At 44.1% G+C, this 14,581-nt stretch carries 9 protein-coding genes; 4 read left to right on the forward strand and 5 right to left on the reverse strand.

The window, feature by feature from the left end:
* Positions 1–17 precede the first annotated feature (17 nt).
* The 5 genes from QUB39_RS24225 to QUB39_RS24245 all read right to left on the reverse strand — a co-directional run bounded on the left by QUB39_RS24225 (position 18) and on the right by QUB39_RS24245 (position 10,856).
* On the reverse strand, positions 18–1,049 hold the full coding sequence (locus tag QUB39_RS24225) for a response regulator (RefSeq protein WP_333056324.1): 1,032 nt from the start codon (positions 1,047–1,049) through the stop codon (positions 18–20).
* On the reverse strand, positions 1,046–7,849 hold the full coding sequence (locus tag QUB39_RS24230) for an AAA family ATPase (protein ID WP_333056325.1): 6,804 nt from the start codon (positions 7,847–7,849) through the stop codon (positions 1,046–1,048). Before QUB39_RS24230 ends, QUB39_RS24225 begins: the two co-directional genes overlap by 4 nt.
* Before the next feature lie 150 nt (positions 7,850–7,999).
* Entirely contained in the window at positions 8,000–9,280 is a 1,281-nt protein-coding gene (locus QUB39_RS24235) for a glycosyltransferase (protein ID WP_333056326.1), read from the reverse strand.
* 188 nt (positions 9,281–9,468) lie between these two features.
* Complete coding sequence (locus QUB39_RS24240) at positions 9,469–9,849, reverse strand: CVNH domain-containing protein (protein WP_333056327.1); 381 nt, start codon at positions 9,847–9,849, stop codon at positions 9,469–9,471.
* An 857-nt stretch (positions 9,850–10,706) separates the two neighbouring features.
* Positions 10,707–10,856, reverse strand: coding sequence for an isochorismate synthase (locus QUB39_RS24245; RefSeq protein ID WP_333056328.1), 150 nt, complete (start codon positions 10,854–10,856; stop codon positions 10,707–10,709).
* Between the two features lie 500 nt (positions 10,857–11,356).
* Between QUB39_RS24245 and QUB39_RS24250 the strand changes: the two genes are divergently transcribed.
* The 4 genes from QUB39_RS24250 (at position 11,357) to QUB39_RS24265 (ending at position 14,531) form a co-directional block, all read left to right on the forward strand.
* A complete protein-coding gene (locus QUB39_RS24250; RefSeq protein ID WP_333056329.1) occupies positions 11,357–12,781 on the forward strand; it encodes a nicotinate phosphoribosyltransferase in 1,425 nt (474 codons plus the stop codon).
* A 76-nt stretch (positions 12,782–12,857) separates the two neighbouring features.
* Positions 12,858–13,457, forward strand: coding sequence for a nicotinate-nucleotide adenylyltransferase (locus QUB39_RS24255; protein WP_333056330.1), 600 nt, complete (start codon positions 12,858–12,860; stop codon positions 13,455–13,457).
* Complete coding sequence (locus QUB39_RS24260; protein WP_333056331.1) at positions 13,418–14,167, forward strand: NrtR DNA-binding winged helix domain-containing protein; 750 nt, start codon at positions 13,418–13,420, stop codon at positions 14,165–14,167. Before QUB39_RS24255 ends, QUB39_RS24260 begins: the two co-directional genes overlap by 40 nt.
* A 70-nt stretch (positions 14,168–14,237) precedes the next feature.
* The gene (locus QUB39_RS24265) at positions 14,238–14,531 is read left to right on the forward strand and encodes an isochorismate lyase (RefSeq protein WP_333056332.1); all 294 of its coding nucleotides are present in this window, start codon (positions 14,238–14,240) and stop codon (positions 14,529–14,531) included.
* Positions 14,532–14,581: the final 50 nt, after the last annotated feature.

Genomic DNA, 14,581 nt, shown 5'->3' on the forward strand with positions numbered 1-14,581 from the left:
GTGCGAAATGTGCACCTTTACTGGCGATTAACTGAAACTATAACTTCTGTTCCGTTTCCGGGGCGGCTGTTTACTGTTAGCTGCGCGTTAATGCGATCGGCGCGTTCTCTCATTCCCAATAAACCAAAGCCATTCCTAAAACAGATACTTTCTGTATCAAATCCCTGTCCGTTGTCTTGCACCCGCAAAAGAAACTTGGATATTTCGTATACTAACTCAATTTTTATCGCCGTAGCTTTGGCATATTTGAAAGCATTTGTTAATGCTTCCTGCCCGATACGCAACAGATTATTTTCTACCTCTAATGGTAGGGAATATGCCGTGCCAACCACTTCAAAAATAGTGTACGTATCAGTATCTGATGACAGTTGTTTAGCGATTTGGTTGAGAGCGCTATACAAATCGCCCTCTTCTAACAGTTGCGGGCGTAAAGATTCTACGGATCGCCGCGCTTCGGCAAGTCCAGAGCGAGCCAATTCGCAGACTGTTTTCATGTATGCTTGTGCTTGTTCTGGATTGGCTGCTATTACCCGTTCGGCGGCTCCCAAATGTATGATGATGCCTGTAAAAGTTTGCGCTAAAGTGTCGTGAATTTCCCGCGCCATCCGGTTGCGCTCTTCGAGAATATTTTGGTCTAGGAGTTGTTTAGACATCCTTCTCAGACGCAATTGATTTTCGACGCGCACTAAAACTTCTTGTTGTTGAAAAGGTTTGGTAATATAGTCTATTCCGCCCAGAGAAAATGCTTTTACCTTATCTAAAACTTCTTGCAAAGCGCTGATAAAAATTATTGGGATATCTTGAGTTTTTGGAGTAGCTTTGAGCTGCTCGCAGACTTCGTAGCCATCCATGTGAGGCATCATAATATCCAGTAAAATTAAGTCGGGTAAATTGGCATTGATAAAGTTAAGAGCTAATTTCCCACTGGGAGCTAGGTGAACTTTATACCCAGCGACAGATAGTATGCTGCTTAAAAGTTTTAAGTTCTCAGGACAATCATCAATAACTAAAATACTTTCTTCGCGGGTAAAACGGAGGTTTTTCTTCATGTCTCATCCCTTAATGTGTGTATTAAATTTAGCAACTGTTCGTACTGAAAATTTTTAATGCAAGCTGCGATCGCCCTCGCTAAGGGCTGATTGATTTCGCGAATTTGACTGATGACTGTGTGCATCTGTTCCAAATCGAGATTGCTAATGGCTTGCTGAAGATTGGCTAGTAACTCAGGAGGCAATTCAGAAAAAGCGCTTTTTGTCAATACATTTACTTCATTTTCTGTGAAGCTGGGCGCAGCATTTAGTTCTTCAAAAACGAATTGCACTCCGATATGTTTGTGCAGAATATCAAATATGTTTGCTTCTCTAAATGGTTTGCGAATAAAATCATCGCAGCCGGTAGAAAGGACAACAGCTTTCTCTTCCTCAAAACTACTTGCTGTTATGGCAACAATTGCTGTCTGGGGTAGGCACGGGGGCACTACCCCTACAAAATCATCGTTTTCCGTAGGGGCAATCCCCCTGTGGTTGCCCTCTTTAATTTGTTTGGTGGCTTCATACCCATCCATCACCGGCATCCGCATATCCATAAAGATTAAGTGCGGCGAATATTGCTCCCACTTTTCTATTGCTTCTCTCCCATTTTTGGCTTCGTAAACTTCAAAACCGATCGCGGAAAGCAGTTTAACTAGCAGTTGGCGGTTGTCAAAAGCGTCGTCTGCAACGATAATCCGATAGCGGGGTTGATTGGGCGCGATCGCCATAACTCGTCTGGTTGGCTGTTCCCGTTGGCGATCGGCTTTTTCAACTGAATTAACTTTAATGTCAAATTTGAAAATAGTACCGCCTCCAGGACGAGAACTGACTGTCATTTCACCGCCCATTAAGTGTACAAAAGAACGTGCGATCGTTAAACCTAATCCTGTTCCTTGTTGCGATTCTTCCCCGGTTTTGGTTTGAACAAAAGCTTCAAATATCTTGTCTAATTCAATAACATCAATTCCATCTCCTGTGTCTTCAATCTCAAAGCTGATTTTCTGAGCAAAATCCTGATTTTTAACTTTTACATGAATGCCGCCTTCGGAGGTGAATTTAATCGCGTTAGAAAGCAGGTTAATCAAGATTTGGCGCAATTTTATTTCATCAGTTCGCACATATTGGGGAACGTCTTGCCTCCGCTCTACTAATAACTGCAATCCCTTATTTTGTGCCGGAATTTGGAACATATTTTTGATGTCGTCCAGCAGGCGGTGGAGGTCAAAATTGGTCTGGTTGAGAGTCGTGCGTCCCGCTTCTATTTTGGACAAATCTAATACTTGGTTAATCAGTTCGAGCAAATGTTCTCCGCTGCGGGTGATAATACTCAGGTGTTCTTGCTGTTCCTGCAATAAGTTAGAACCGCGATTTATTAATTGGGAAAATCCGAGAATTGCATTGAGGGGAGTCCGCAATTCGTGGCTCATATTTGCGAGGAATGTACTTTTTGCTCGGTTGGCTTCTTGTGCTGCTTCTTCAGCTCGTTGTCGCTCGATAATTTCCCGCTGGAGTTCGAGAGTGCGATCGCTCACTTGCTGTTCTAAAGTGCGGTTGTAGTCGGCTAAAACTTTTTCTGCTTGTTTGCGATCGGTGATGTCTTGAAATGTGGCGATCGCATAATTAATTTTACCCGTTTCATCCACAATTGGTGTGCTGGAAACTTCCAAGGAAACAATCTTATCAGGTAGGTGGAACTCGATATCATCTACTTTGACAGTTTCACCCCCCAAAGAACGCACGATTGGTATTTGTGCGGTGGGATATAACTCGTTAGTTCCCGCGAGATAAAGTTGATAAGCTTCTGCTAATTTCTCAGTATTTGCTTCGGCTATTGTGGGAATGCCACTTAGTTGATGTGCTGTCTGATTTGCGTAGGTAATTTGTCCGGTGGTGTCATGCACGGCTACCCCGATCGGCATAGCATTGATAAATTGAGTAAGCCGATTTTCGCGTTCTTTTACTTCTGTGTAGAGTTTAGCGTTAGTAAGTGCGATCGCCGCTTGTCCCGATAACAATTGCAAAACTTCCAGGCGATCGGGCGTAAAAGCTTGTGCGGTAAGGTTATTTTCGAGATAAACAATAGCAGCCAGTTGACCTTGATTCATCAAAGCAGCACACAAAATAGACTTGGGCTGACGTGCTTTGATGTAAGGGTCATTCGTAAACTTTCCTTCACGGGTGGCATCATTTAGCACTAAATTTTCTTGGGTTCGAGCGACATAATTGATAATAGCTTCGGAAAGTTCCGGGCAATTTTCAACTGGTTCAGATTGCAACACTGTTATCTGTTCATCATTCATTACACCTTCAGCTTCAATCAGCAATTTTCCCTGGGTTTCTATAATCAAATATCCTTTTTGAGCGCCGACATTTTCAATCAAAATTTTCATCAATCTGGAGAGTAATTTATCCTGTACAATTTCCCCAGCAATTGCCTCGGAAGCTTTCATGACTGTAGCGATATCCAAGGAAGAACTAGAACGGCTGCCCGTAGTTGATGTAGTGGTTGAAATTTCTTTATTTATCGGTTTATCGATCGTAAATAACTGCGGATATCGAGTTTCTAAATCTTTGACTTTAGCCGCTGCACCCCATAGCTGGTAGCAGTAACGAGCTTCCTGCATATAAGCTTTGGCTGTTAATTCTTTACCCCTAGATAAATAGAACTTAGCGGCGAGTTCGTAAGCGAGGGCGGCTTCGTGGATGTACTCGTTTTCTTTGGCGAGGGAAATTGCGCGATCGTAATAGTCGATCGCCCGTGCATCTTTACCAATAACCCGATATCTTTCTGCCTCAACTAAATTAAATTTGTGCAAGTGATTCATCGGAGCGTGATGCGCCCATTTTTTCATTTTTTTCTGATTAGCCCTGACTTTTTTTAAACCGTGCTTTTGCTGGTCAAAAGAAGCATTAGAATAAAACGAAAGTTGAGCCAGCGATTCATAAAAATAGCAGTAGGATACTTGCAGAGTTCCAGCGGCACTATCTACATACTGCATTGTGGAAGCTGCATTTGATACCGCTTCAGCATATTGCCCGAATAAATAACAGAGAATCATTTTATAAAAATGCAGGGCAAAAATCGAAGTGCGATCGTTAGCTTCAGTTAACAGTGATAGCGCAGTCCGCTCATCATAGGCATCCCCAATTAAATAGCAGGGATTTTCCGACTTACCTAATAAATTAAAAACCGACTGATCTAAGGGTCTAATCTGCCAAATAATTGGATCAAATTTTAACTTTTCTATCCCCTCGCGATAAGTAGCAATATCGCGTTCCAGCCCTGACAATTCAGCGCCGAAGAGGTACGAATAACCGCAGTAAGTTTGAGACGCACAAGCACGTTCTTCAACTTGTCCTGTTTCCAATCCGCTTTTGTAAGCTTCTAACAAAGATGGCAAACTTTCTTTAGCTGGTGCTTTCCAATGACGGATGAAGTCATTAAATGGAATAAGGACTTTAGTTTTTAATTCTGGCTTGCCAAATTGCTCCAACATCCTCAATGCTAGCTGACCAAATTTATAACCACCTTCAATATCTCCCACCACTCCGCACAAAATTAATCCATAAACTGCATAAGCATGGAGAGACTCAGGATAGTTGCCATACTTTACAGATAAAATCACCTGCTTAAACACAATTAAAGGCATCAGTTGAGGGGCAACGCCATAGGCGACAGTAGCCATAAATGACAAGATACGCAGTGCGGCTTGTTTAGCAGGATCGCTTCCTTGAGGTAAATTGGCTAAATCCTCAATGCGTTTCCCAGCTAGGGTTAACTTAACTTCCAGCAATCCGATTATGCTATCTAGATTGTTAGGCTTTGCGGGCAGTTTGACTCCCAACTGCCTCAGAATTTTTAGCCCCATATTAAGTGCCATATCTAGTTGATTTTGGGCAGCATGAGTACCCATTTTTACCTCGATAACTTTGACGCGATCGAACACTGTTTTAGCATTTGTTAGCACGAGGTTCCCTAAACTTTCCATCTGCTCAAAATCGCCCAATATGTAAGCTAGCTCTGCGGCTTCTTGATGCAGTTGTAAACTTAGCTTGTATTGCACCACCCAAGCGTTTTCGGCAAGCAAATTTATCCCCGTTTGCAGATAGTTAAAAGCTGCCTGATAAGCTGCCGATGCCTTGGCTTTTTTGCCAGCCATCAGATTTAACTGAGCCAGTTCATCTCTTTCTGTTTGATGGGAAATTAGCTGGCAGCCGAAATTGAGTTGATTAACAATGTCAAAAATTTGTTCTTCTGTGGGACAGGCATCTTGCCTGTCATCTGCGAGGGTATTTTGCAGCAGCAGTTTTCCTATTTGATGGTGAACCGCCGGCTTATCTTCTTCGGAAATCAGGGAATAAGCGGCTTGCTGAATTCTGTCATGAACAAACTTGTATTCTACGGATTGGGTACTGGGTAATTTGCCTGCAATTTCTAATTCCACATCTCCCATATTCCCCAGCAACACGACTAAATTCTCAGCAAGTGCTGCGTACAAATCATCCGCCGTTTGTCCCACAGATTTTTCGCAAAGTGAGGCGAGGGTTTTCAGGTCGAATAGATTGCCAATGCAGGCTGCTATCTTTAACGTTTCCTGCGTTTTCTCTGACAGTTGTTGAATTTTGCCAGCCATCAATTCGACAACATTATCAGTGAAATTTCTCGCTTGAATTTCTTCTAAATCCCACTGCCAACTCCCCTGTGTCCCCCCTTGGTGAGGCTGGGCTGTTTCATTCTCTTGTAGGGGCAATCCCTCCTGAAGAGCCCCGATATCTGAAACCCCTACCCCATCGTCTATGGGCTGGGCGGGCACGGGGGCACCGCCCCTACAAAACCCTGGTTTTTCGTAGGGGCAATCCCCCCGTGGTTGCCCCGAAACAGCCCTGGGGGTAAAGTCAAATTGTAACAGCCCTTCTGTATAAAGCGATTTGAGAAATTCATTCATAAAGAAAGGATTTCCGCCCGTTTTGAAAAAGACTAACTCGGCAAGGGAGTTGACTCTTGCTTCCGGGCAATTCAGGGCATCGGAAATCAGTTGAGTCACAGAGGATAAATCCAAAGGTGACAGGAAAATGCGATCGACTTTTGCCCCATTTTTGACAATCTCTTCAATTGTTAGCATTAACGGATGAGCAGCAGAAACTTCGTTATCCCGATAAGCCCCAATTAAAAACAGTCCCGCTGGCGAAGCATTCATCAGCAGTTGCATCAGTTTCAGAGATGCCCCGTCAGCCCACTGCAAATCATCGATAAATATTGTCAGAGGATGTTCTGGTTTAGTAAAAACTTTAATGAAGTTTTGAAACACAAAATTAAAGCGATTTTCCGCTTCACCAGCACCCAATTCTGGCGGGGCGGGTTGCTTGCCGATAATTAATTCAATTTCGGGAATCACGTCAATAATAACTTGACCGTTGATTCCCAATGCGGCTAATAATTTTTTCCGCCATTCTGTGAGATTGGCTTCGCTTTCTGCTAACAGTTGTTTGGCTAAATCCTGAAAAGAATTGACAATGGCGCTGTAGGGAATATTGCGCTGATATTGGTCAAATTTGCCGGAGATAAAATAACCGCGATGTTGAGTAATCGGTTTGTATAATTCTTGCACCAAAGCTGATTTGCCGATACCAGAATATCCCGAAATCAGCATCATTGAGCTTGTGGCACAGGCATCTTGCCTGTGACTGCTGGTGGCACAGGCATCTTGCCTGTGACTGCTGGTGGCACAGGCATCTTCCCCATGTCCACTTGTGGCACAGGCATCTTGCCTGTGACTGCTGGTGGCACAGGCATCTTGCCTGTGACTGCTGGTGGCACAGGCATCTTGCCTGTGACTGCTGGTGGCACAGGCATCTTGCCTGTGACTGCTGACTGTTTCAAAAGCTGTTAGTAAACTATCAATTTCTCGCTCTCTGCCGTAAAGTTTTTGCGGGATTTGAAAACGGTCATAAATATCTTGACATCCTAGGGTAAAAACTGATATATTGTTATGAGTGTGCAGTTGATTTAAACATTCTTCTAAATCGAGTTTAATTCCGATCGCACTTTGATACCGCTCCTCAGAATTTTTCCCCATCAACTTCATCACAATATCGGAAACAATTTGCGGAATTTCGGGATTCACCTGAGATGGAGATAAGGGCTGTTTAGCGAGATGACTGTGTACCAATTCCAGCACATCATTGGTGTCAAAAGGCAATTTGTTTGTCAGCAGTTCGTAAAAGGTAGCCCCCAGGGAATAAAAATCCGTGCGGTAATCTAAACTGCGGTTCATTCTGCCGGTTTGTTCCGGCGACATATAAGCAAGAGTTCCCTCTAAAATGTTGGGATTTTTGATGGTGTAATTCTCGCGCGTTAACTGCGTGGAAATGCCAAAATCGATAATTTTGAGTTCGCCGCTGGCTGGATTGAAGACAATATTTGAAGGGTTAATGTCTTTGTGAATGATGTGGGCGCTGTGAATTTGTTGTAAACTTTCTGTTGTGGCGATCGCAATTCGCAAGAATTCTGCAATACTAAATTTTTGCTGCTGCATCCAAATTTTCAAGGATTCGCCGCCAAAATCCTCAACAAACATTACCAGCGTGTTTTGATATGGCTGCAAATCATAGGCTTTTATACAGCCACTCAGATTCAGAGATTGTGTAATTTTATACTCTGTGCGATAGCGGGCGAGTTCTTGGGGTGTGGGATAATTTTCTTTGAGGACTTTGAGGATGACGGGGAGACTGTCGGGTTGTCGGAATCCTCGGTAAACCAGCGAGTTTGCGCTTTCGTAGATAAGCTCTGTGACTTCAACGCCAGGAAAAGTGAGCATATTCAGCCTGCAGTCAACTTTGCAGTCGAACATAGCATAAATTTGCTCCTCACACCAGAGGGGCGTGAGCCATCAGTCGATTTTAGATTTTAGATTTTAGATTTTAGATTTTAGATTTTAGATTTTAGATTTGACTCCACATCTGAGATTTTAGATTTTAGAAGCCAAGACAGGCTTCCCAGTCAATACAGCTTGTTCGATAATATCAGCGGCGCGCTTAGTTCCGCCCGATCGCCCGATCGCCTCTTGCATCTCGATCGCCCTTTGTTTATACGAATCTTGGGTTAGGACTTTCACAATTGCCGATCGGACTTTAGAAACGCTCAATTCCTTCAAAGGAACCACTTCGCCAACACCCGTATAAGCAATCCGCGCTGCCACTCCCGGCTGATCATTCGCCACAGGAATTGCCACCATTGGGACTCCATTGCTCAAAGATTCCAAAGTCGTATTCATCCCGGCATGAGTAATCGTGAGAGTGGCTTTTTGCAGCAATTCTAATTGTGGTGCATAGCCAACAACGATCGGATTTCCCAGCAAGGGCGGCAAAGATTCGGGAGTCGCACCACCTCCGAGAGATATTACCAATTGAGCGTCTAATCCTTCACAAGCAGAGGCGATTATTTGAAAAACATCCAGCAAGCGATTTTGCACAGTTCCCATCGAAGCATAAATCAATGGTTTGCCAGTTAATTTATCAAAAGGAAAAGGGACTGGTTTGCGCGTGGATCTGTTGTCATAAGGGCCAGTGAAATGGAAGTGTGCAGGTAAATCTTGCCTGGGAAAATCAAATTCTGCGGGTTGTTGGCTGATTTGAGCGAGTTTAGAGTAAAAGTCATTCGGGTGAGAGTAGACAGGTAATTTCCACTTTCGGCGATACTCGGCTATCGGTCCTCGAAGCGGTTTAACAACCAAACTGAGTAACTGATAGCTAATTTGATTGCGTAAACGTGCTCCCCAAGTTGGAGTGTACGGCCAAAGGGTACAAAAGGGAGGAATGTTGGGTTCTCGGTTGACGGCTAAGGCACTGCAAACTGTTATAAAAGGAAGGTTGAGAAAATCCGCGATCGTTCCTCCTTCGAGCGAAACTTGGTCTACAAGCAAAGCTTCTACACCTGCTTTTTTAATGGCGCTTGGAGCCTCTCTGAAAATAGCAGCCGAAATCTGGGTAAAAGTTTTAATAGAAGATCGAAAGGCAGCCAGTCCGCTGAGCTTCCCCTGTTGGCTCAAAGTTTCTGCATTTGTTCCTAGGGGAAACTCATCTTCAGCTAATGACTGGAATTCTAATCCACTGGCTAGAGTTGTGGCTTTAGCATCAGGGAAGTTAAATACAGTAACTCGATGACCGCGACGAAGCAGTTCGCAGCCCAAAGGTATCATAGTGTTGAGGTGGCTGTTGAATCCCGGACAGAGAATGCCGAAGTGAGTCATCAGTAAAGGCTCCTTTGAGGTTAAACTTTTTTTATTGCAGTGGGGTGAGTGGTTTGTGTTGGGGGGTTGGGGCGTGGGGGCGATCGCACTTTTTGGTTATAGATTACTGCTGTGAGGGAGGAAGTTTTGGGGCGTTCCTCGATCGGCTATACAACCAGACTGAGTAAGCGATCGCCCAACTACACTAACTAATAGGTTAGGTTGCCATCGTTATTATCAATTCCTAGTAATGTGACAGAAGATGGCTGATTTCCACCGCGGCAATTGGCAGACAGTTCGTCTCCCTTTATGCTGATGCCTGTGCAAGTTCGGTTGAACGTACTTTGTTCATTAAGATTACCTTGCACGAGTTGTCCATTTTGATTATGAACGCCTTTAATGGTAATGGAAGTGCGCTGACTGGTACCATTTTTTTTGTTACAAGTTGCTGATAATTGAGCGCCATTGATTGAAATGTCCGTGCAACTGGTAGCAAAGGTACTTGCTTTTTGAGCATGAGTCGGCTGCTGAAAGATGGATAACGATAGTACGATTGAAGCCGATAATCCCGACACTTTAATTAAGTTCATGGTCTTTTTTCTGGTTGATTTACTATTTTCAGCCTAAGATAATAACCCTAAAAAGCTTCTAGCTTTTAGTTGAGTATTAACTTAGCCAAATAGTCAGCTTGCGACTCAGAATCTGTGAGATAAAATCCTCAACTTTTGGCTAGGTGTTTCCCTCAAACATAGGCTGCGATCGCTTGGAGAAACTCAGGCATGGCACGCAGGCTTTAGTCATTGCCAGAGAGTGTTACCAGTATATATTTGTATGCGCTCTGCGATACCTAGCCAAAAGTTCAGGTTATCTCCTCAACTAAAGGTTAGTTACTAGCGGATTTGGGTACTCTAGCTCACAATCAAATTCAATCAACTATTAAGGGTGCTAGTTTTGTTTTTGATAAGATTACTAAACCAACCCCAGTGCAACAAAAGGCTCTAGATTTGCTTGGTGTTTCTCTGATTTATACGCAGTAAACCGGGCGCCAAAATCTTTAAAAAGCTTACTCTACACTGAATATGCCTTTGTTTGGTAAATTGGGGAAGTTCAGTGTAATTGGTGATTGGTAATTGTAGCTTGGGTAGAACGAAGGGAAACCGCACATACAATTACTATTAACAGTCAATCGATTTTAGATTTTAGATTTTAGATTTTAGATTGAAGCATTGACTTGCGCGAGATAAATACGTTCGGCAAGCTTCATCGGATACAGGTTTTTGATTTCTCCGTCCTGAGTCTGCGAAGGAATGAATCACGTGGCGGGTATCCTGGATGCTTTCGGTCAAAATCAAAACTCAAAAGTTAACAGTCAACAGTTAATTGTTAACCGTTGACTGTTAAACTGAATGCCTGTGCCGAACTCGCTATAAACTGTGGGAATGGCTGTTCATTCTTTGGATTTAGCACTTTTGGAGAGCTTACCCTCAAAAGGTTGAACTCCACTATTGGGATAGTTGTCATCGCTGGGGCTAAAAATCCGCACCGCTGCTTCCGAAACGTAACGCATCGCGTTTGCCAAAGATTTAGAAAGATTCATAGAATCTGCCTCTCTTGTCTGAGTTCTGATACTTTTAATATTACTCTGATTTTTGGGCTGTGGATGAGTTTAGCAATATTTATTTGAATTACTTATTGGTCTGCAACAATAAAGCAAGCTGAAGGTTTAAGAAATTACGCATTTTTGGACGATCGACCTTTTGCTGGTAGATTATTTCCTCGCTCAACTCCAGCACTCGCGATCGCCCTCCCGACGGTCAGAAACCGGGTTTTCTAACTCTATTCAAAGGCTGCAACGAAATATTTTCGCAAAAAACCCGGAACGCTTGAGTGTTTGTGCTTAATTCTGAGTTTGTTAAATTCAATATTTATATTGAATTTACCATAATATTAATGTACAAATTAACCGAGATCCGCTATCAAAGGGCATTATAAGCGAATTTATCCGACAAATATCTGCAATCTTCATCAAATATTTACAAAAAGATATGGTGTTTGTCACTATAATTAAGAAAAAGAAGTTTGTCCGGGGTTTTTTTTATGAAAACTACCACAGAAAGCCTGCAGCTCACAGGTTTTGAAGAAATCTTAGAAGACCAGGAACTAACGGTTTCTTCAGCAGATTACAGCCTTTTGACCGATCTCTACCAGCTAACGATGGCCGCTTGTTACGTCGGGGAAGGGCTCGACGGGCGGGCCGCGAGTTTTGAGTTGTTCGCGCGCAGGCTGCCAGAAGGTTTTGGCTACGCGATCGCGATGGGTTTGGCTCAAGTTATCGATTATTTGGAGAAATTTCGGTTTTCTCAGTCGCAAATTGAGGCTTTGCAGTCCACTGGGATTTTTGCCGGCGCCCCGGAACGATTTTGGACTTTACTCGCCACAGCCCGTTTTACTGGCGATGTTTGGGCGGTGCCGGAGGGGACGGCGGTTTTTGCCAATGAGCCACTGCTGCGAATTGAGGCTCCTCTGTGGCAGGCTCAGTTAGTGGAAACTTATTTATTGAATGCCATAAATTATCAAACTTTGATTGCGACGCGGGCAGCGCGGCTGCGGGATGTGGCGGGCCCGGAGGCTAAGTTGCTGGAATTCGGGACGCGCAGGGCTTTTGGGCCTCAAGCTGCTGTTTGGGCGGCTAGGGCTGCTCTGGCTGCGGGATTCGACGGAACTTCTAATGTTTTGGCTGCTTTGAAGTTGGGCCGCAAACCTGTCGGTACGATCGCCCATGCTTTGGTAATGGCTGTTGCCGCCCTCGAAGGCAGCGAGAATCAGGCGTTTGCAGCTTTTCACCGCTATTTTCCGGGGGCGCCACTGCTGATCGATACTTATGATACTGTGGGGGCGGCGCGGATGTTGGCCGATCGAGTAAACAGCGGTGAAATGCAGTTGGAAGGCGTGCGGCTGGATTCGGGCGATTTGGCGGTGCTGTCGCGGGAAGTTCGATCGATCCTGCCTGGGGTTCCAATTTTTGCTAGTGGCGATTTGGACGATCGAGAAATTGCTAAATTAAAAAGTAGCGGTGCTTGCATTGACGGTTACGGTTTGGGAACCAAGTTAGTCAGCGGTTCCCCTGTCAACGGTGTTTATAAGTTGGTGGAAATTGACGGAATTCCGGTGATGAAAGAGGCAAGCGGCAAGGTAACATATCCAGGAAGAAAGCAAATTTTTAGACATATTGAAAATGGGCAAATTCTCGGAGATTGTTTAGGATTGTCGGGAGAAACTATTCACAATTGCGATTCTTACTTACCATTAATGGAGTTGGTTTTCAAGGAGGGAAAACGAGTCAAGAACCAGGAAAGTTTGGAGGATATCGCCAAACGCACTGCTGCTTCTGTCGCCAGTCTTCGACCCGAAACTCGTCAACTTGACAACCCGATTTCGCCGTCAGTGGAAATTTCTACAGATTTGCAGAGTCTCACCGAAAAAACGAAAAAGAGTCAATCGATTTTAGATTTTAGATTTTAGATTTTAGATTGAAGTCAACAGTCAACAGTCAACAGTCAACAGTCAACAGTCAACAGTCAACAATTACCGATTCCCTATGCAGAAGATTGCTCTTTTTGGAACCAGTGCCGATCCACCAACAGCGGGACATAAAACAATTCTGAGTTGGCTTTCGCAACATTTTGATTGGGTAGCAGTTTGGGCGTCGGACAATCCTTTTAAGTCGCACCAAACTTCTCTAGAACACCGATCGGCAATGCTGCTGTTAATGATTCAAGAAATTAATTCGCCCAGACACAATCTTTGCTTGCATCCAGAACTCAGCAGTCCGAGGACTGTGGAAACTGTGGAACAAGCAAAATTGCTGTGGCCGAATGCAGATTTGACGCTGGTAATAGGTTCGGACTTGGTGGGGCAACTGTCTCGCTGGTACAAATTTGAACAATTGTTAAAACAAGTGGACTTGCTGATAGTACCGCGACCCGGTTATCCATCAGAACAATTAGATTTGTGGCAGTTGAGGCGCATGGGTGCAGAGGTGGCGATCGCATCTTTGAGTGCTCCCAATGTTTCTTCTACTTCCTATCGGGAAAAAGGAGACAGGGAAGCTCTGACTCCCACCATCGAAGATTACATCCATAGGGAGCATTTGTACGCATGGCACGAGGCACAAACAAGAGCGAGGGTTGCTCATTAGCTGACTTTAAAGTAGGAGTAGATAATGTTATTTTTTCCGTCGATACCGTGCAGAACCGCTTGTTGGTGCTGTTGCTAATGCGGCCAGACGAACCGTTTATCGATTCTTGGAGTCTTCCCGGTACTTTGGTGCGACACGGAGAGTCTCTTGAAAATGCGGCTTACCGGATTTTGTCTGAGAAAATTCGGGTAAAAAATTTGTATCTGGAGCAATTGTATACTTTCGGAGAACCGGGGCGCGATCCTCGGGAAATTACCAGGGGCAATCGCTATCTTTCGGTGAGTTATTTTGCTTTGGTTCGTTTTGAGGAAGCTGAGTTAATTGCTGGGAGTGTAGTCGCGGGTGTGGGCCACCGCGTCGGCGGCATTGCTTGGTATCCCGTGCAACAAGTTCCTAAGCTGGCCTTCGATCACAATCAAATTCTCGAATACGGATATCGGCGACTGCGTAACAAACTTGAATACAGCCCGGTAGCTTTTGAAGTGTTGCCGGAACTTTTTACTTTGAGCGATTTGTATCAACTTTATACAACTATTTTGGGGGAAAATTTTTCTGATTATTCTAATTTTAGAGCTCGATTGTTGAAATTGGGTTTTTTGTGCGATACCGGTGTTAAGGTTTCGCGCGGGGCGGGCCGCCCTGCTAGTTTGTACCGCTTTGATGCGACCGCTTTTGCTCCTTTCAAAAATAAGCCTCTGGTGTTTATCTAGCTGTTTATTGGATGACATTCGGGGAGCAATTTAGTAACATGAGAATAGAAGCTATTAAGGAGTACGGACTATGAAAGATCCAGATGAATGCGCTAATATTCACGAAGTTCGGGAGGAAATTGATATCATCGATCGAGAAGTGATCGAGGCTTTGAGCAAGAGATTTCAATACGTCATCGCTGCAGCAAGGTTCAAAACGAGTGAAGCTAGCGTTAAATCGTTCGATCGCTTTCACGATATGTTACAGCAGCGGCGCGAGTGGGCTCAACAATCGGGTTTGAATCCTGATGTGGTTGAAAATATTTACCGGGATTTGGTAAATTATTATATTGAGGAAGAGTTGAAACATTACAAATCCAAGTAATCTTTCGCTACATTCAAATCTAGGACTATAGGAAAGTGAGTCCGCGCGGG

Source organism: Microcoleus sp. AT8-B5 (genome assembly GCF_036705565.1).
GTDB lineage: Bacteria > Cyanobacteriota > Cyanobacteriia > Cyanobacteriales > Microcoleaceae > Microcoleus.